Source organism: Agromyces sp. SYSU T00194, assembly GCF_040496035.1.
Taxonomy (GTDB): domain Bacteria; phylum Actinomycetota; class Actinomycetes; order Actinomycetales; family Microbacteriaceae; genus Agromyces; species Agromyces chitinivorans.
The window spans coordinates 874,306-891,043 of record NZ_JBEPJZ010000002.1; the positions used below are offsets into that span (position 1 = coordinate 874,306).

The 16,738-nt window shown below is 71.9% G+C and carries 15 protein-coding genes; 8 read left to right on the top strand and 7 right to left on the bottom strand.

The genetic code is table 11. The features are described from left to right. The first annotated feature begins 25 nt into the window (after positions 1 to 25). Positions 26 to 1,525: a DNA recombination protein RmuC gene (locus ABZK10_RS16820; protein WP_353810438.1), complete on the top strand. Its 1,500-nt coding sequence runs from the start codon at positions 26 to 28 to the stop codon at positions 1,523 to 1,525. A 38-nt stretch (positions 1,526 to 1,563) separates the two neighbouring features. Here ABZK10_RS16820 and ABZK10_RS16825 read toward each other — a convergent pair whose 3' ends face one another. From ABZK10_RS16825 to ABZK10_RS16835, 3 genes are all read right to left on the bottom strand, one after another. Continuing rightward, positions 1,564 to 2,922 carry an MFS transporter gene (locus tag ABZK10_RS16825; protein WP_353810439.1) on the bottom strand — a complete coding sequence of 453 codons (1,359 nt, stop codon included), beginning with the start codon at positions 2,920 to 2,922 and terminating at the stop codon, positions 1,564 to 1,566. A gap of 34 nt (positions 2,923 to 2,956) precedes the next feature. After that, positions 2,957 to 3,958: a class II fructose-bisphosphatase gene (glpX, locus tag ABZK10_RS16830; RefSeq protein WP_353810440.1), complete on the bottom strand. Its 1,002-nt coding sequence runs from the start codon at positions 3,956 to 3,958 to the stop codon at positions 2,957 to 2,959. 135 nt (positions 3,959 to 4,093) lie between these two features. After that, positions 4,094 to 4,975, bottom strand: a complete 882-nt coding sequence (locus ABZK10_RS16835) for a fructose-bisphosphatase class II (protein WP_353810441.1) — start codon at positions 4,973 to 4,975, stop codon at positions 4,094 to 4,096. 121 nt (positions 4,976 to 5,096) lie between these two features. On the opposite strand from ABZK10_RS16835, the gene fbaA reads away from it, so the two are divergent. Together fbaA and ABZK10_RS16845 are read left to right on the top strand one after the other, a co-directional pair. Next, on the top strand, positions 5,097 to 6,125 hold the full coding sequence (gene fbaA, locus ABZK10_RS16840) for a class II fructose-bisphosphate aldolase (protein ID WP_353810442.1): 1,029 nt from the start codon (positions 5,097 to 5,099) through the stop codon (positions 6,123 to 6,125). A gap of 5 nt (positions 6,126 to 6,130) precedes the next feature. Then, a complete protein-coding gene (locus tag ABZK10_RS16845; protein ID WP_353810443.1) occupies positions 6,131 to 6,745 on the top strand; it encodes a DUF6264 family protein in 615 nt (204 codons plus the stop codon). Positions 6,746 to 6,809: 64 nt separating this feature from the next. On the opposite strand, the gene ABZK10_RS16850 is transcribed toward ABZK10_RS16845, so the two are convergent. From ABZK10_RS16850 to ABZK10_RS16865, 4 genes are all read right to left on the bottom strand, one after another. Continuing rightward, positions 6,810 to 8,807 (bottom strand): ABC transporter ATP-binding protein, encoded by a 1,998-nt coding sequence (locus ABZK10_RS16850; RefSeq protein WP_353810444.1) that lies wholly within the window; start codon positions 8,805 to 8,807, stop codon positions 6,810 to 6,812. Beyond that, on the bottom strand, positions 8,804 to 10,537 hold the full coding sequence (locus ABZK10_RS16855) for an ABC transporter ATP-binding protein (protein ID WP_353810445.1): 1,734 nt from the start codon (positions 10,535 to 10,537) through the stop codon (positions 8,804 to 8,806). Before ABZK10_RS16855 ends, ABZK10_RS16850 begins: the two co-directional genes overlap by 4 nt. A gap of 35 nt (positions 10,538 to 10,572) precedes the next feature. After that, positions 10,573 to 11,160: a TetR/AcrR family transcriptional regulator gene (locus ABZK10_RS16860; RefSeq protein WP_353810446.1), complete on the bottom strand. Its 588-nt coding sequence runs from the start codon at positions 11,158 to 11,160 to the stop codon at positions 10,573 to 10,575. A 75-nt stretch (positions 11,161 to 11,235) separates the two neighbouring features. Beyond that, positions 11,236 to 12,261 carry a 4-hydroxy-3-methylbut-2-enyl diphosphate reductase gene (locus ABZK10_RS16865; RefSeq protein WP_353810566.1) on the bottom strand — a complete coding sequence of 342 codons (1,026 nt, stop codon included), beginning with the start codon at positions 12,259 to 12,261 and terminating at the stop codon, positions 11,236 to 11,238. 87 nt (positions 12,262 to 12,348) lie between these two features. Between ABZK10_RS16865 and xseA the strand changes: the two genes are divergently transcribed. The 5 genes from xseA (at position 12,349) to ABZK10_RS16890 (ending at position 16,736) form a co-directional block, all read left to right on the top strand. Next, positions 12,349 to 13,674 carry an exodeoxyribonuclease VII large subunit gene (xseA, locus tag ABZK10_RS16870; RefSeq protein ID WP_353810447.1) on the top strand — a complete coding sequence of 442 codons (1,326 nt, stop codon included), beginning with the start codon at positions 12,349 to 12,351 and terminating at the stop codon, positions 13,672 to 13,674. Between the two features lies 1 nt (position 13,675). Next, on the top strand, positions 13,676 to 13,915 hold the full coding sequence (locus ABZK10_RS16875) for an exodeoxyribonuclease VII small subunit (protein ID WP_353810448.1): 240 nt from the start codon (positions 13,676 to 13,678) through the stop codon (positions 13,913 to 13,915). Beyond that, entirely contained in the window at positions 13,915 to 14,556 is a 642-nt protein-coding gene (locus tag ABZK10_RS16880; protein WP_353810449.1) for a DUF4245 domain-containing protein, read from the top strand. Before ABZK10_RS16875 ends, ABZK10_RS16880 begins: the two co-directional genes overlap by 1 nt. A 52-nt stretch (positions 14,557 to 14,608) precedes the next feature. After that, positions 14,609 to 15,268: a carbonic anhydrase gene (locus ABZK10_RS16885; protein ID WP_353810450.1), complete on the top strand. Its 660-nt coding sequence runs from the start codon at positions 14,609 to 14,611 to the stop codon at positions 15,266 to 15,268. Positions 15,269 to 15,329: 61 nt separating this feature from the next. Continuing rightward, positions 15,330 to 16,736: a class II fumarate hydratase gene (locus ABZK10_RS16890; RefSeq protein WP_353810451.1), complete on the top strand. Its 1,407-nt coding sequence runs from the start codon at positions 15,330 to 15,332 to the stop codon at positions 16,734 to 16,736. Positions 16,737 to 16,738: the final 2 nt, after the last annotated feature.

The window sequence follows — 16,738 nt, forward strand, 5'->3', positions numbered from 1 at the left end:
CGGGGGCCGCTGCAACACTTTCGGCATGGACATCCTCGCCCTCCTCATCGGCCTCGTGGCAGGCGCCGCCATCGGCGCGCTCGTCACCGTGCTCGTGCGTTCGCGTCGGGTGGCGGATGCGCCCGCGGGCGACGACCCCGCCCTCGTCCAGGCGCGCCACCAGGGCGAGCTGCAGCAGGTCCGCGCCGACGAGGCGCAGGCCCGCGCCGAGCTGCTCGCCGAGCAGCAGCGCGTGCAGGGCGAGCTGCGCGCCGACCTCGCGGCCGCGTCGACCGAGGCCGACAACCTGCGCGAGCAGATCACGCAGCAGCGCACGCAGTTCCGCGAGTACGTCGAGCAGCAGCGCACCGACCAGGCCGAGCGCGCCGAGCGCGAGAAGCGCGAGTCGGCGGTGCTGCAGGCGCTGAGCCCCGTGCGCGAGACGCTCAGCACCATGCAGCGCAAGGTCGCCGAGCTCGAGCAGCAGCGCAGCGAGCAGTACGGCTCGATCGCCGAGCAGCTGAAGCAGGCGCAGCTGAACGACGAGCAGCTCCGGGCGACGACCGAGTCGCTCGCCTCGGCGCTGCGCTCGAACAGCACCCGCGGCGTCTGGGGCGAGACCCAGCTGCGCCGCGTGGTCGAGGCCGCCGGCCTCGCCCAGTACGTCGACTTCGACACCCAGGCGTCGATCACGACCGATGCGGGCGCCGGGCGCCCCGACATGGTCATCCGCCTCCCCGGCGGCAAGTCCATCGCGGTCGACGCGAAGGTGCCGCTCGAGCACTACATCGAGGCCAGCCAGATCGCCGTCACCGCCTCCGGCGACGAGGGTGCGCGTCGCAAGGCCCTCATCGAGCGGCACGTCAAGGCGCTGCGCGGCCACATCGACGCGCTCGCGAAGAAGACCTACTGGGAGGGCCTCGACGCCAGCCCCGAGTTCGTCATCGCGTTCATCCCGAGCGAGTCGCTGCTGTCGGCCGCCCTCGAAGCCGACCCGGCGCTGCTCGACTACGCCTTCGGCAAGCGCGTCGCGCTCGCCTCCCCGGTGAACCTCTGGGCCGTGCTCAAGACGGTCGCGTACACGTGGCAGCAGCAGGCGGTGTCCGACGAGGCCAAGAAGCTGTTCGACCTCGGCAACACGCTCTACCAGCGCATCGGCACGCTCGCCGGGCACGCCGACGGCCTGCGCCGCGCCATCGAGCGCACCGTCGAGAGCTACAACAAGTTCGCCAACTCGCTCGAGTCGCGCGTGCTCGTCACCGCCCGCCAGTTCCCCGGCATCGACACCACGAAGATCTCGGCCCTGGCCGAGCCCGAGCCCATCCACGAGACGCCCCGCCGCCTCGCCGCGGCCGAGCTCACCGAACTCGACGCCGGCGACGACGTGCGCATGGTCGAGGCCGGCTCGTTCGGCACCGCGGCGACCGACGTCGCCGAGGCGGCCGGGCGCGACGCCGACGCCCGCGCCGCCGAGCACGACGTCGAGCTCGACTTCGACTCCGGTGAGCCGCTGCTCGACCTCGACCCCGAGATCCGCTCGATCTGACCGCGCGCCCGGGCAGCGCGCCCGGTCAGGGCGCCCGATCAGGGGGCCCGGTCGTCCGGGTGCGGCTCGTCCACCGAGCGTTCGAAGCCCGCGGCCGCCGACCCGCCGGTCACCGTCTCGATCGCCCCGGTCGACAGCGGCACGTCCTCGAGCGGGTGCGCCAGTTCGTCCCGACCGAGCCGGGCGACCCAGATGGTGATCACCGCGATGACCGGTGGCACGAGCCCCGCCACCAGGAACGTCGGCGCCAATCCGATCGCCTCGCCCACGGGCCCCGCGATCGCCATCGACACCGGCATCAGCGCGAGCGACACGAAGAAGTCCAGGCTCGACACGCGGCCGAGCATGTGCGGCGGCACGCGCCGCTGCAGCAACGTGCCCCAGAGCACCTGCGCCCCCTGGAAGAGCAGGCCGCACACGAACAGCGCTGCGACCATCACCCAGAGGGCGTCGGTGAACCCGATGATCGCGAGCGGCAGGCATCCGAACCCGAACCCCAGCATCAGCAGGGTGAGGTAGCGCCGGGGCATCCGCAGCGAGCCGACCCAGAGCGAACCGATCGCCCCGCCGACGCCGAAGGCGGCGAGCACGAGCGCGAACTCGCCCGCACCGCCGCCGGCCTGGTCGCGCACCGCGAACGGCAGCAGCACCTCGATCGGGCCCATGATCACGAGCACCATGAACACCGCGAACAGCAGCGACGCGAGCAGCCACACGGTGCGACGCAGGTACCCGAACCCGGCGCGCAGGTCGAGGAACGTGCGCCGCAGCGGATGCACGTCGTCGTTCTCCCGCTCGCCGCGCAGCGGCGTCGTGCGCATCACGAGCAGCAGCGCGAACGCGCCCACCTGCGCGACCGCGATCACCGCGAACGCGAGGCCCGGCGATCCGACGGCGATGAGCAGGCTCGCCGCCGCCGGACCCCCAGCGTTCATGAGCGTCGGGCGCAGCACCCCCTCCACCCCGTTGGCGGCCTGCAACTGGTCCTCGGGCAAGATGCCCGGCAGCCACGCCGAGTACGCCGGGTAGAAGAACCCGTCGGCCACGCCCAGCACGAACGCGAGCACGGCGAGGTGCCACACCTCGATCGCCCCGCCCAGCGCGAGCAGCGCCGCGGTGCCGAACGCGGCGCCGCGCACCGCCTCGACGCCGAGGAGGATGCGCCGCTGCGGAATGCGATCGGCCGCGACCCCGCCGAACAGCACGGCGAGCACCAGGCCGACCGCGGCCCCGGTCGCCACGACCGACAGGTCGACCGGCGACCCGCCGAGCTCGACGACCTGCCAGACGGATGCGACGATCCAACAGCCCGCGCTGAACAGCGAGAACGCCAGTGCGCCGGTCAGCAGCCGGTACTGGCCGAGCCCGAACGGCCGCAGCGCCCGGGGGACGCGCATGGGCGGCTCCTGTGGGTTCGGTGCAGGGAGTGCGTCAGAGGAAGTCGGGGTCGAGCCACTTCTGCGCGAGGTGCTCGGCGGCGACCCGTCGGATCGTGCCGGACTTCGACCGCAGCACGATCGACTCCGTGGAGATGTAGGGGCCGTTCTTCTTCACGCCGAGCAGGAGCGCACCGTCGGTGACGCCCGTGGCGACGAAGAAGTGGTTGTCGCCCGACACCATGTCGTCGAGCTCGAGGATCTTGTCGCAGTCGAGGCCCGCGGCCTCCCCGCGGGCGCGCTCGGCGTCGTCGCGCGGCGCGAGCTTGCCCTGCATGAACCCGCCGAGCGCCTTCACCGCGCAGGCGGTCGTGATGCCCTCGGGGCTGCCGCCGATGCCGATGCAGGCGTCGATGCGCGTGTCGTGCCGGGCCGCGTTGATGCCGCCCGCGACGTCGCCGTCGAGGATCAGGCGCGTGCCGGCACCCGATGCCCGGATCTCGGCGATCAGCTCCTCATGGCGGGGGCGGTCGAGCACCGCCACGCGCACCTCGCCGATGTCCTTGCCCTTCGCCGCGGCGAGCGCCCGCAGGTTCTCCCCGACGGGCCTGCGGATGTCGACGACGCCGTGCCCCTCGGGACCGGTGACGAACTTGTCCATGTAGAAGACCGAGGACGCGTCGAGCATCGTGCCGCGCTCGGAGACCGCGATCACCGAGAGCGCGTGCCCGCGCCCGGCGGCGGTGAGGCTCGTGCCGTCGATCGGGTCGACCGCGATGTCGCACGCGGGGCCGCGTCCGTTGCCCACCTGCTCGCCGTTGAAGAGCATGGGCGCCTCGTCCTTCTCGCCCTCGCCGATCACGACGACGCCGTCGAAGTTCACGGTGCCCAGGAAGAGCCGCATCGCGTCGACCGCCGCCTTGTCGGCGGCGTTCTTGTCACCCTTGCCGATCCACGGCACGGCGCGGATCGCGGCGGCCTCGGTGGCGCGCACCAACTCCAGTGCGAGGTTGCGGTCGGGGTGGTGGAACAGTGGTGCGGGTTCGGTGCTCGTCAACGCATGACTCCAGATTCGACTGCGGATCGGCGCGACGCACACGGACGTGGTCGGCCGCTGCTGACGAGCCTATCCAGCGCGCTCGCGCGCGATCCGCAAACGGGGGACGATCGGCGTGAAAGAATCGCGAATCTTTCACGCCCGCGCGGCGACGACTCGCACCGCCGCGGCATCCGGCTCGCCGAAGTCGCACCGCGTGACGGGTGACACGAACACCATCGCCTCGCCCGCGCAGAGCTCGTCGCGGTCGAGCGCGCGCTCGACCGGCACGCCGGCCGCTCGCACCCGTGCCGACTCCTCGTCCGACTGCGGAGCGAACCGCGCCTGCATCGTGCCGCCGAGCGCGCGCACCGCCGCGGCCTCGATGACGCCCTCGGGCGCGCCGCCGATGCCGAGCAGCAGGTCGAGGTCGCCGCCCGGCTGGGCCGCCTGCACGGCGCGCTCGATGTCGCCGTGCTCGAACGCGACCACCTCGGCGCCGGCGGCACGCACGGCCGCCGCGAGCGCGGCGTTCCGCGGACGCTCCTGCACGGCCACGCGCAGCGCGCGCACGGGGCATCCGATCGCCGCCGCGAGGCGCTGCAGGTTCTCGGCCGGCGGAGCGTCGATCGCCAGCCCCGCGGCATCCGCACCGCACACCAGCTTGTCCATGTAGAAGGCCGGCCCGATGTCGAGGAACGCCCCGCGGGGCGCGGCCGCCAGGATCGCCATCGCGCCGGGCCGGCCGGATGCCGCCAGGCGCGTGCCGTCCACCGGGTCGACCACGATGTCGACCGCGGGGCCGCCCGTGCCGAAGCGCTCCCCCGGCGCGAGCATCGGCGCGTCGTCCTTCTCGCCCTCGCCCGCGACGACGCGCCCGTCGACCGGGACCCCCGAGAGTGCAGCACGCAGCGCGTCGACCGCGACCGCGTCGACCGCGTGGCCGTCGCCGCCGTCGACGCGCGCCATCGCCGCCCACGCGGCTGCGGCGACCGCGCGCTCGAAGGCGTGCACGACGGGGCTCTCGAAGTGCGTCATGCAGAACATCTTGGCGGACACGGGGCTCCGCCCGTAGCCCCACGCGGCCGACCCCGTGCCGTGCGCGATCGACTCACTAGACTCGTGCGTGCACGCCCACGATCCCGCTTGAAGGAGCATCATGCCCATCGCAACCCCCGAGCAGTACGCAGAGATGCTCGATCGCGCCAAGGCCGAAGGCTTCGCCTACCCGGCGTTCAACGTGTCGAGCTCGCAGACCCTCAACGCGGTCCTGCAGGGACTCACCGAGGCCGGCTCCGACGGCATCATCCAGGTCACGACCGGCGGTGCCGACTACTTCGCCGGCCACACCGTGAAGGCCCGCGCCACCGGCGCGCTCGCCTTCGCGAAGTTCGCCCACGAGGTCGCCAAGTCGTACCCGGTCACCGTCGCCCTGCACACCGACCACTGCCCGAAGCCCGCGCTCGAGGACTTCGTCATGCCGCTCATCGCCGCCTCCGAGGAGGAGGTCAAGGCCGGCCGCAACCCGATCTTCCAGTCGCACATGTGGGACGGCTCGGCCGTGCCGCTCGACGAGAACATCCAGATCGCCGAGGACATGATCAAGCGCACCAAGGCGATCAACGCGATCCTCGAGGTCGAGATCGGCGTCGTCGGCGGCGAGGAGGACGGCGTCGTGCACGAGGGCACGAACGACGCGCTCTACACGACCGTCGGCGACGTGACCAAGGCCGTCGAGGCCCTCGGCCTCGGCGAGAACGGCCGCTACATCGCCGCGCTCACCTTCGGCAACGTGCACGGCGTGTACAAGCCCGGCGGCGTGAAGCTGCGCCCGGAGCTCCTCGGCGAGATCCAGGAGGGCATCGCCGCGAAGTTCGGCACCGGCCCGAAGCCGCTCGACCTCGTCTTCCACGGCGGCTCGGGCTCGACCGACGAGGAGATCGCCAAGGCGGTCGCCAACGGCGTCGTGAAGATGAACATCGACACCGACACCCAGTACGCGTTCACCCGCTCGGTCGCCGGCTACATGTTCGCCAACTACGACGGCGTGCTGAAGGTCGACGGCGAGGTCGGCAACAAGAAGCAGTACGACCCGCGCGCCTGGGGCAAGGTCGCGGAGTCGGCCATGGCCGCCCGCGTCGTCGAGTCGACGAAGCAGCTCGGCTCGTTCGGCCACTCGAAGAGCTGAGCCGGATGCCGCAGTCCGACCAGTCGCGCGAAGGCGGCGGCGCACCCGGCGACGGGTCCGCCCCGCCCCCGCCGCCGCCTCCCGCGTCCCGGGACGAGCGTCCGAAGCCGAAGTACGGCGAGTACGCGCCCGAGGGCTGGAACTGGCAGCCGCCCGAGCAGACCACCCACGAGGACCCGCCGCAGGCGCCCGCCACGACGCAGGCCCCTGCCGCCCCCGCGGCTCCCGCGGGGTCCGCGCCCACGGCACGCCTCTGGGACCGCCCGATCACGCTCGGGCTGCTCGTGTTCGGCATCATCGGCGTCTCGCTCGCCGTATCGATCCAGCAGACCCTGCCCGACGCGATGTCGCTGCTGCACACGCAGGAGGGCATCGACCCGTACGTGCCCGCCGACGCGGTCGCGGGCATCATCTCGACCGGCATGATCGCCCAGATCGTGCTCTGGGTGCTCACGGCGCTCATCGCGATCGTGCGGCTGATCCGCCGCCGGGTCGCGTTCTGGGTGCCGCTCGCCGGCGCGGCGCTGTCGTTCGTCGTGCTGTTCGGGGTGGTCTGGGCCGTGCTCGCGACCGACCCCGTGCTCGTGGAGCACTTCGGCACGGTCGGCGTCGGCGGCTGACCCGCCCCGCACCGCGTGACGACGCCCCCGCCCGGACCGGGCGGGGGCGTCGTTCGTGCGGGCACTAGCTCGGCTGCCCCACCAGCGCCGCGTCGCCCTCGGGGTCGTCCTCCTCGATCGGCGCCGCGAACTGCGCCTCGTACAGTCGCGCGTACGCGCCCTCCGCGGCGATCAGCCCGGCGTGCGTGCCCTGCTCCACGATCGAGCCGTGCTCCATGACGATGATGGTGTCGGCGTCGCGGATCGTGGAGAGCCGGTGGGCGATCACGAAGCTCGTGCGGTCCTTGCGCAACGCGCTCATCGCCTGCTGCACGAGGAGCTCGGTGCGGGTGTCGACCGAGCTCGTCGCCTCGTCGAGGATGAGCACGCTCGGCCGCGCCAGGAACGCCCGCGCGATCGTGAGCAGCTGCTTCTCGCCGGCGGAGAGGTTCGACGCCTCGTCGTCGAGCACGGTGTCGTAGCCGTCGGGCAGCATGTGCACGAAGCGGTCGACGTAGGTGGCGCGCGCCGCGTCGAGGATCTCCTCCTCCGTGGCACCGGGCCGCCCGTAGGCGATGTTGTCGCGGATCGTGCCCGCGAACAGCCACGTGTCCTGCAGCACCATGCCCATGCGGGCGCGGAGGTCGTCCCGTCGCATCCGGGTGATGTCGACCCCGTCGAGCGTGATGCGGCCCGCGTCGAGCTCGTAGAAGCGCATGATGAGGTTCACGAGCGTGGTCTTGCCGGCACCGGTCGGGCCGACGATCGCGATCGTGTGCCCCGGCTCGGCGACGAGCGACAGCCCGTCGATGAGCGGCACGTCCTCCTCGTAGCGGAACGACACGTCCTCGAACTCCAGGCGCCCGGTGCGCTCCAGCGGCTGCTCCCCCTCGTCGGGGTCGGCCGACTGCTCGTCGGCGTCGAGCAGCTCGAACACGCGCTCGGCACTCGCGACGCCCGACTGCAGCAGGTTGACCATCGAGCCGATCGTGGTGAGCGGCTGCGTGAACTGGCGCGAGTACTGGATGAACGCCTGCACGTCGCCGAGTCGCATCGACCCGTTCGCGACCAGCAGGCCGCCGACGACCGCGATCGCCACGTACACGAGGTTCCCGATGAACATCATCGCCGGCATGATGATGCCGGAGAAGAACTGGGCGCCGAAGCTCGCCTGGTACAGCTTCTCGTTCGTGCCGTGGAAGTCGCGCTCGACCTCCTTGCTGCGACCGAACACCTTCACGAGGGCGTGGCCGGTGAACGCCTCCTCGATCTGCGCGTTCAGCTCGCCGGTGTGCTTCCACTGCGCGACGAACCGCTTCTGCGAGCGCTTGGCGATGAACACGGTGACGACGAGCGTCAGCGGGATCGTGACCAGCGCGATCACCGCGAGCAGCGGCGAGATGACGAACATCATGGTGATCACGCCGATGACGGTGAGCACCGAGGTGAGCAGCTGGCTCAGCGTCTGCTGCAGGCTCTGCGAGATGTTGTCGATGTCGTTCGTGACGCGCGAGAGCAGCTCGCCGCGCTGCATCTTGTCGAAGTACGACAGCGGCAGGCGGTGCAGCTTCGTCTCGACGTCCTCGCGCAGGCGGTAGACGGTGCGCTGCGTGATGCCGTTCAGCACGTAGCCCTGCAGCCACGCGAACACCGACGCGAACACGTACAGGCCGAGCACGAGCAGCAGCACCTGCGACAGCGCGCCGAAGTCGATGCCCTCGCCGGGGGTCAGGTTCATGGCCGAGAGCATCTCGGCCTGCTGGGTGTCGCCGGATGCCTCGAGCCCGGCGACGATCTGCTCCTGCGTGGTGCCCGCCGGGAGGTTCGCCGAGATCGCGCCCTCGAAGACGAGGTTCGTCGCCTCGCCGAGCGCCTTCGGGCCGAGCACGGTCAGCGTCACGCTGACGACGCCGAGCAGGATGACGCCGAAGACCGCCCAGGCCTCGGGTCGCAGGCGCCCCATGAGGCGCTTGGCCGACGGCCCGAAGTTCATGGACTTCTCGACCGGCATGGCCATGCCCGCGGCGGGGCCGCCGGGCTGGGGGCCGCGCTGCTGCGGCCGGCTGGGGGTGCGCTCGCTCATGCCGCCTCCTCCGCGCTCAGCTGGCTCTCGACGATCTCGGCGTAGGTCGGCGACGTCTCGATGAGCTCCTCGTGGGTGCCGCGGGCGACGATGCGCCCCGCGTCGAGCACGAGGATCTGGTCGGCGTCGACGATGGTCGACACGCGCTGCGCGACCACGATGCGGGTGGCGTCGGCCGCTGCACGGTCGAGCGCGGTGCGCAGCCGGGCATCCGTCGCCGTGTCGAGCGCCGAGAACGAGTCGTCGAACAACAGGATCGGTGGTCGTTTCAACAGGGCCCGGGCGATCGACAGGCGCTGGCGCTGGCCGCCCGAGACGTTCGTGCCGCCCTGGGCGATCGGGGTGTCGAGTCCCTCGTGCATGGCCTGGACGAAGTCGGATGCCTGTGCGGTCGCGAGCGCCTGCCAGACCTCGTCGTCCGTGGCATCCGGGTCGCCGTACCGCACCGTGGAGCCGACCGTGCCCGCGAACAGGTACGCCTTCTGCGGGATCAGCCCGAGCTGGGCGTTGCGCACCTCGGGGTCGAGCTCGCGCACGTCGACGCCGCCGACGAGCACCTGCCCCCCGGTGACGTCGAACAGGCGCGGGATGAGGTTCAGCAGCGTCGTCTTGCCGGCGCCGGTGCTGCCGATGATCGCCGTGACCTGGCCCGGCCGTGCGGTGAAGCTGAGGTCGTGCAGCACCGGCTGCTCGGCGCCCGGGTACGCGAACTCGACGCTGCGGAATTCGACCGTCCCCGGGTCGGTGAGCGTCGTGGTCGCGTCGGTCGGCTCGACGACGCTCGTGTCGGTGAGCAGCACCTCCTGGATGCGCCCGCCGGAGACCGCCGCGCGCGGGAGGATCACGGCGATGAACGTGGTCATCATGACCGCCATCAGGATCTGGATGAGGTACGTGAGGAACGCCGTGAGCGCGCCGATCTGCATCGAGCCGTCCTCGATGAGGAACGCGCCGAACCAGAGCACGGCGACGCTCGAGATGTTCAGCACCCCCATCGCGACGGGGAAGACCAGGGCGAACAGCCGTCCGGCGCGCAACGCGGTGTCGGTGAGCTCGGCGTTGGCGGTCGCGAAGCGCTTCGTCTCGACCGGCTCGCGCACGAATGCGCGGATGACCCGGATACCGGTGAGCTGCTCGCGCAGCACGCGGTTCACGGTGTCGATGCGCTTCTGCATCTTCTCGAACTGCGGCACCATGCGCACGACGATGCCGCCGATCGCGATGAGCAGCACCGGCACGGCGACCGCCATGATCCACGACAGCTGGAGGTCCTGGCCCATCGCCATGATCACGCCGCCGATCGCGAGGATCGGGGCCGACACGAGCAGGGTGCACGCCATGAGCACGAGCATCTGCACCTGCTGCACGTCGTTGGTCGAGCGCGTGATGAGGCTCGGCGCGCCGAAGCGCGAGACCTCCTGCTCGCTGAAGACGCCGACCCGGGCGAAGACGGCCGTGCGCACGTCGCGACCGAGACCCATCGACAGCTTCGCGGCGAAGTACACGGCGATGATCGCGCAGGTGATCTGCGCGAGCGTGATGACGAGCATGAGCCCGCCCGTGGAGAGGATGTAGCCGGTGTCGCCGGTGGCGACGCCGTCGTCGATGATGTCCGCGTTGAGGGCGGGCAGCAGGAGCGTCAGGATCGACTGGATCAGCTGGAACACCACGACTGCGGCGAGCAGCGGCCAGTGCGGCCTCAGGTAGCGGGTGAGGAGTTTCCAGAGCACGGGGTGTGCCTTCTTCCGTTGGTGCGAGTGGAGTGTCAGGGGCGGTCGAGCGGATGCCCGGACGCGATGCCGTTCGTGATCAGGTCGACGAGCTCTGCGGTGTCGAGGCCGACGGTCTCGCCGAACGCGGGCACTGCGGAGGCGAAGGCGATCATGCGCAGGTAGCGCGCGACCTGGCGGGGAGTGGCGCCGAGGCGATCGGCGTCCGGCGCCAGCAGGTCGGCGATGATGCCCTCGTAGACCTCGCCGTGGTGGTGGCGGTGCGGGGGCGGCGGGCGCATGCCGGCCGCGGACATCACGCCCATCACGCCGCGGAACCGCTCCTGCAGGTGGTCGAGCACGCGCTCGACCTTCCACTCGAGCGGCATCGAGGCGTCGATCGCGCGCAGCTTCCGCCGCAGCGGCTCGGGGTCGAGGTACCGCGTGACGGCCGCGTCGATGATCGCGTCCTTGTCGTCGAACGCACGGAACAGCGTGCCCTCGGCGACGCCGGCCGCCTCGGCGATCTGTCGGGTGCTCACGTCGCGTCCGTGCGCGACCAGCAGCGGTACGACGGCGTCGGCGATCGCCTCGCGGCGATCCTCCGGCGGAAGGGGCCGCGCCCGCTCCGTGCGCACTGCCATGCGGCGATGCTAAGCGAGTGAGTGCTCACTCACAAGCATCCGCCCGCCCTCTGCTGTGCGCCTGCAGCGAACGGATCAGTGCTGGGCGGCGCCGCGCGCGCGGCCCGAGCCCTTCAGGTCCTTGCGGAGCTCCTTCGGCAGCGAGAACATGAGGTCCTCCTCGGCCGTCTTGACCTCCTCGACCGCGCCGTACCCGGCATCGGCGAGCTCGATCAGCACCTCCTGCACGAGGCCCTCGGGCACGGATGCGCCGCTGGTGACGCCGACCGTCTCGACGCCCTCGAGCCACTCCTGCTGGATCTGCGTCGAGAAGTCGACCCGGTACGCGGCCTTCGCGCCGTACTCGAGGGCGACCTCGACGAGGCGCACGCTGTTCGACGAGTTCGCGCTGCCGACGACGATGACGAGGTCGGCGCCCTGCGCGACCTTCTTGATCGCGACCTGGCGGTTCTGCGTGGCGTAGCAGATGTCGTCCGACGGCGGGTCCTGCAGGTTCGGGAAGCGCTCGCGCAGGCGGCGCACGGTCTCCATGGTCTCGTCGACCGACAGCGTGGTCTGCGAGAGCCAGACGACCTTGTCGGGGTCGTTCACCTCGATGTTCGGCACGTCGTCGGGGCTGTTCACGAGGGTGACGTGGTCGGGCGCCTCGCCGGCGGTGCCCTCGACCTCCTCGTGGCCCTCGTGGCCGATGAGCAGGATCTCGTAGTCGTCGCGCGCGAAGCGCACGGCCTCGCGGTGCACCTTGGTGACCAGCGGGCACGTGGCGTCGATCGCGTGCAGGCCACGGTCGGCCGCGGCACCCACGACGGCGGGCGAGACGCCGTGCGCGCTGAAGACGATGTGCTCGCCCTCGGGCACCTCGTCGACCTCCTCGACGAAGATCGCGCCCTGCTTCTCGAGCTCGGTCACGACGTGGATGTTGTGCACGATCTGCTTGCGCACGTACACGGGCGCGCCGTAGTGCTCGAGCGCCTTCTCGACGGCGATCACCGCGCGGTCGACGCCCGCGCAGTACCCTCTCGGGGCGGCGAGCAGCACCTTCTTCTCGCCTGCGACCGGGGTATCCTTGAGCCGCCCGCGCACCGCGGGGACGCGGGGCATGCCGAGGGCGACTCGGGGGGCATCCGTGGTGATCGTCACGCCGCCAGTCTACGGGCCGCCGCCTGGGCGCCGGCCCGAGAGGAGACCATGACCGACGCCCCCTCGACACGCGATGCACCGTGGCCCGTCGCCCTGCTCTCCGAGAAGCTGCGCGGCTACATCGACCGGCTCGGCACCGCCTGGGTCGAGGGCGAGGTCACCCAGTGGGGCGTCTCGAACGGCAACGTCTACGGCAAGCTCAAGGACCTCGACCGGGATGCCACGCTGAGCTTCACGCTCTGGTCGTCGGTGCGCGCGCGCCTGTCGGAGGAGTTCGCACAGGGCGATCGCGTCGTCGCGCTCGTCAAGCCGAACTGGTGGGTCAAGGGCGGCTCGCTCTCGATGCAGGTCTACGAGCTGCGCCACGTCGGACTCGGCGACCTGCTGGAGCGCCTCGAGCGCCTGCGCGCGCAGCTCGCGGCCGAGGGGCTGTTCGATCCCGCCCGCAAGCGCCCGCTGCCGTTCCTGCCCCATTGCATCGGGCTGGTCACGGGCAAGGACAGCGACGCCGAGCAGGACGTGCTGCGCAACGCACGTCTCCGCTGGCCGTCGGTCGACTTCCGCGTCGTGCACGCGGCCGTGCAGGGCGACCGCACCGCCCGCGAGGTGAGCCGCGCGATCGAGCGGCTCGACGCCGACCCCGAGGTCGACGTGATCATCGTCGCCCGCGGCGGCGGCGACTTCCAGAACCTGCTCGGCTTCAGCGACGAGCGGGTGCTGCGCGCCGCGGCGGCCGCGACCACGCCCATCGTCAGCGCCATCGGGCACGAGGCCGACCGGCCGCTGCTCGACGAGGTCGCCGACCTCCGGGCCTCCACGCCGACGGATGCCGCGAAGCGCGTCGTGCCCGACGTGGCCGACGAGCTGGCCCGCGTGCGTCAGGCCCGTGCCCGCATCGGCGCACGCATGACGCATCTGGTCGCCGCGGAGGTGGACCGCATCGGCCAGCTCCGCTCGCGCCCGGTGCTCGCCGACCCGCGCAGCATCGTCGACGCGCGCGCCGAGGAGGTCACACGGTGGGTCGCGCGCGGCGCCGACCTGGCCGAACGCGCGATCGAGCGCGCGGGCGTCGCGACCGACCAGCTGCACGCGCGCCTGCGTGCGCTGTCGCCGCAGGCCACGCTCGACCGCGGCTACTCGATCGTGCAGCGCACGGACGGGCGCATCGTGCGCGAGCCGGCCGACGCCCCCGCGGGCGACGAGGTGCTCGTGGCACTGCCGGTCGGCTCGATCCGCGCCGCGTCGCTCGGCCCGGGCGAGCGCGTGGACGGCGCCCCGCCCGCGGAGCATCCGGTGGCCGCATCCGCCGCCCCGACCGCGCACGCCACCGACCCCGACCCCGACCCCGACGGCCGCACCGCCGGGGCCGAATAGAATGGACCCCATGCCCGCCCACGACGACATCGCCGAGCTCAGCTACGAGCAGGCGCGCGACGAACTCGTCCGCGTCGTCGGCGAACTCGAGCAGGGCGCCCCCACCCTCGAGCACTCGCTCCAGCTCTGGGAGCGCGGCGAGGCGCTGGCCGCCCGCTGCGAGGAGTGGCTCGTCGGTGCGCGCGCACGCCTCGAGGCGGCCCGTGCGGGCACGGCGGCGAGCGCCGGGGACGACGACTGATGGCCCGCGGCCCCCGCGTGGTCGCCGAGCTCGGACGACCGGAGACGCCCGCCGAGACCGCCGCGCGCAAGGCGCAGGGCGCGGCCGACCGCCGACGCCGCCAGACCGTCGGCAACCTGCTCGGCTCGCTGTTCGCGTCGCTCGGCATCGTGCTGGTCATCGTGCTGCTCGTGCCGCGCAGCGACACCCCGATCGAGCCCGACGTCGACGTCGCGTCGGTCGCCGAGCAGGCGGCCATCGCGACCTCCGAGACGCTCGCGGTGCCCGAGCTGCCCGACGGCTGGCGCGCGAACGCCGCCGAGCTGCGCACGAGCGGCGTCGACGGCGTGACCAGCTGGTACGCCGGCTACCTCACCCCGTCGGACGAGTACGTCGGCATGTACCAGGCGTTCGACGCGAACCCGACCTGGGTCGCCGAGACGCTCGCGCGCACCCTCGCGGTCGGCGTGACCGACGTCGCCGGCGTCGAGTGGACGGTCTACGACAACCGCACCTCCGGCGACGACGTCGGCAACGCCCGCTACGGCCTCGTCACCGAGGCGGGCGGCAGCACCTTCGTGCTGCTCGGCACCGGCACCGACGACGAGTTCGTCGCGCTCGCCGAGGCGGTCGCGCCGACCGTCGCCGCGAACCTCCCCTGACCCGCACCACCAGACCGCCGCATCCCCGACCGCCTCGAGAACGGACCGACCGATGGCCCGCACCGACAGCCCCTTCCTCCCCGTCTCGCCCCGCGACACGTGGATCGCCCTGCGCGACGGCAACCGCCGCTTCGTCGCCGGCACCCCGGAGCACCCGCACCAGGACGTCGAGCACCGCGCCGCGCTCTCCCAGGGCCAGCGCCCGCTGGTGGCGATCTTCGGCTGCGCCGACTCGCGCCTCTCGGCCGAGATCATCTTCGACGTGGGGCTCGGCGACGCGTTCGTCGTGCGCAACGCCGGCCAGGTCGTCGCCGAGGACGTGCTCGGCTCCCTCGAGTACGCGGTCGGCGTGCTCGGCGTGCCGCTCATCCTCGTGCTCGGCCACGACGCGTGCGGCGCCGTGCAGGCCGCGATCGACTCGCAGGCCGCCGATGCCCAGCCGTTGCCGGCGCACGTCAAGACGGTCGTCGACCGCATCGTGCCCGCCGTGCGGAAGGTCGCGGGGGTGGGCCCGGATGCCCCGGTGGAGCCCTCGCACGTCGACGCCGGGTTCGTCGGACGAGAGCACCTGCGCGACACGGTGTCCGAGATGATCGAGCGCTCCGAGATGATCAGCGAGGCGATCGCGGAAGGTACGCTGGCTGTCGTCGGGGCGAACTACCGGCTCATGGAAGGCCGGGTCGAGACCGATGTCGTCGTCGGGCAGCTCTAGCGCACGACGAGACCCCCGCCGGGCGGCGTCCCGGCACGCCGACGAAAGGGAAGCACACACCGTGGTGGACAATCAGGCCGAGTACCGGATCGAGCACGACACGATGGGCGAGGTCCGCGTCCCCGCCTACGCCCTGTACCGGGCCCAGACGCAGCGGGCGGTGGAGAACTTCCCGATCTCGGGCTCCACGCTCGAGCCCGCGCAGATCGCGGCGCTCGCGCGCATCAAGAAGGCCGCTGCACTCGCGAACGCCGAACTGGGCGTGCTCGATCGCGCCCTCGCCGACGCGATCGCCGGTGCCGCCGACGAGGTCATCACGGGCCGCCACGACGCGCACTTCCCGGTCGACGTGTACCAGACCGGTTCGGGCACCTCGTCGAACATGAACATGAACGAGGTGCTCGCAACCCTCGCGACCGAGCGCCTCGGCTCGCCGGTGCACCCCAACGACCACGTGAACGCCTCGCAGTCGTCGAACGACGTGTTCCCGACCTCGGTGCACATCGCCGTCACGAGCGCGCTCATCGACGACCTCATCCCCGCCCTCGACCACCTCGCGGTGTCCCTCGAGGCGAAGGCCGAGGCCTGGGCGAACGAGGTCAAGTCGGGTCGCACGCACCTCATGGACGCCACTCCCGTCACCCTCGGCCAGGAGTTCGGCGGCTACGCCCGCCAGATCCGCCTCGGCATCGAGCGCGTGCAGTCGGCGCTGCCCCGAGTCGCCGAGGTGCCGCTCGGCGGTACCGCCACCGGCACCGGCATCAACACCCCCGCGGGCTTCCCGCAGCGCGTCATCGCGATCCTCCAGGAGGAGACCGAGCTGCCGATCACCGAGGCGCTCGACCACTTCGAGGCGCAGGCCAACCGCGACGGGCTGGTCGAGGCATCCGGTGCCCTGCGCACCATCGCCGTGAGCCTCACCAAGATCTGCAACGACCTCCGATGGATGGGCTCGGGCCCGAACACCGGCCTCGGCGAACTGCACATCCCCGACCTCCAGCCCGGCTCGTCGATCATGCCCGGCAAGGTCAACCCCGTCGTACCCGAGGCCGTGCTCATGGTCGCCTCCCGCGTGGTCGGCAACGACGCGAGCATCGCCTGGTCCGGCGCATCCGGCTCGTTCGAGCTGAACGTGCAGATTCCGGTCATGGGCACCGCGCTGCTCGAGTCGATCCGCCTGCTCTCGAACGCCGTGCGCGTGCTGGCCGACAAGACCGTCGACGGGCTCGAGGCGAACACCGAGCGCACGAGCGCGCTGGCCGGCATGTCGCCGTCGATCGTCACGCCGCTCAACAAGGTCATCGGCTACGAGGCCGCCGCGAAGATCGCGAAGCACTCGGTCGCCAAGGGCATCACGGTGCGCGAGGCGGTCATCGACCTCGGCTACGTCGAGCGCGGCGAGGTCACCGAGGAGCAGCTCGACGCCGCCCTCGACCTGCTGAAGATGACGCGCCCGCCGCAGGCCTAGCT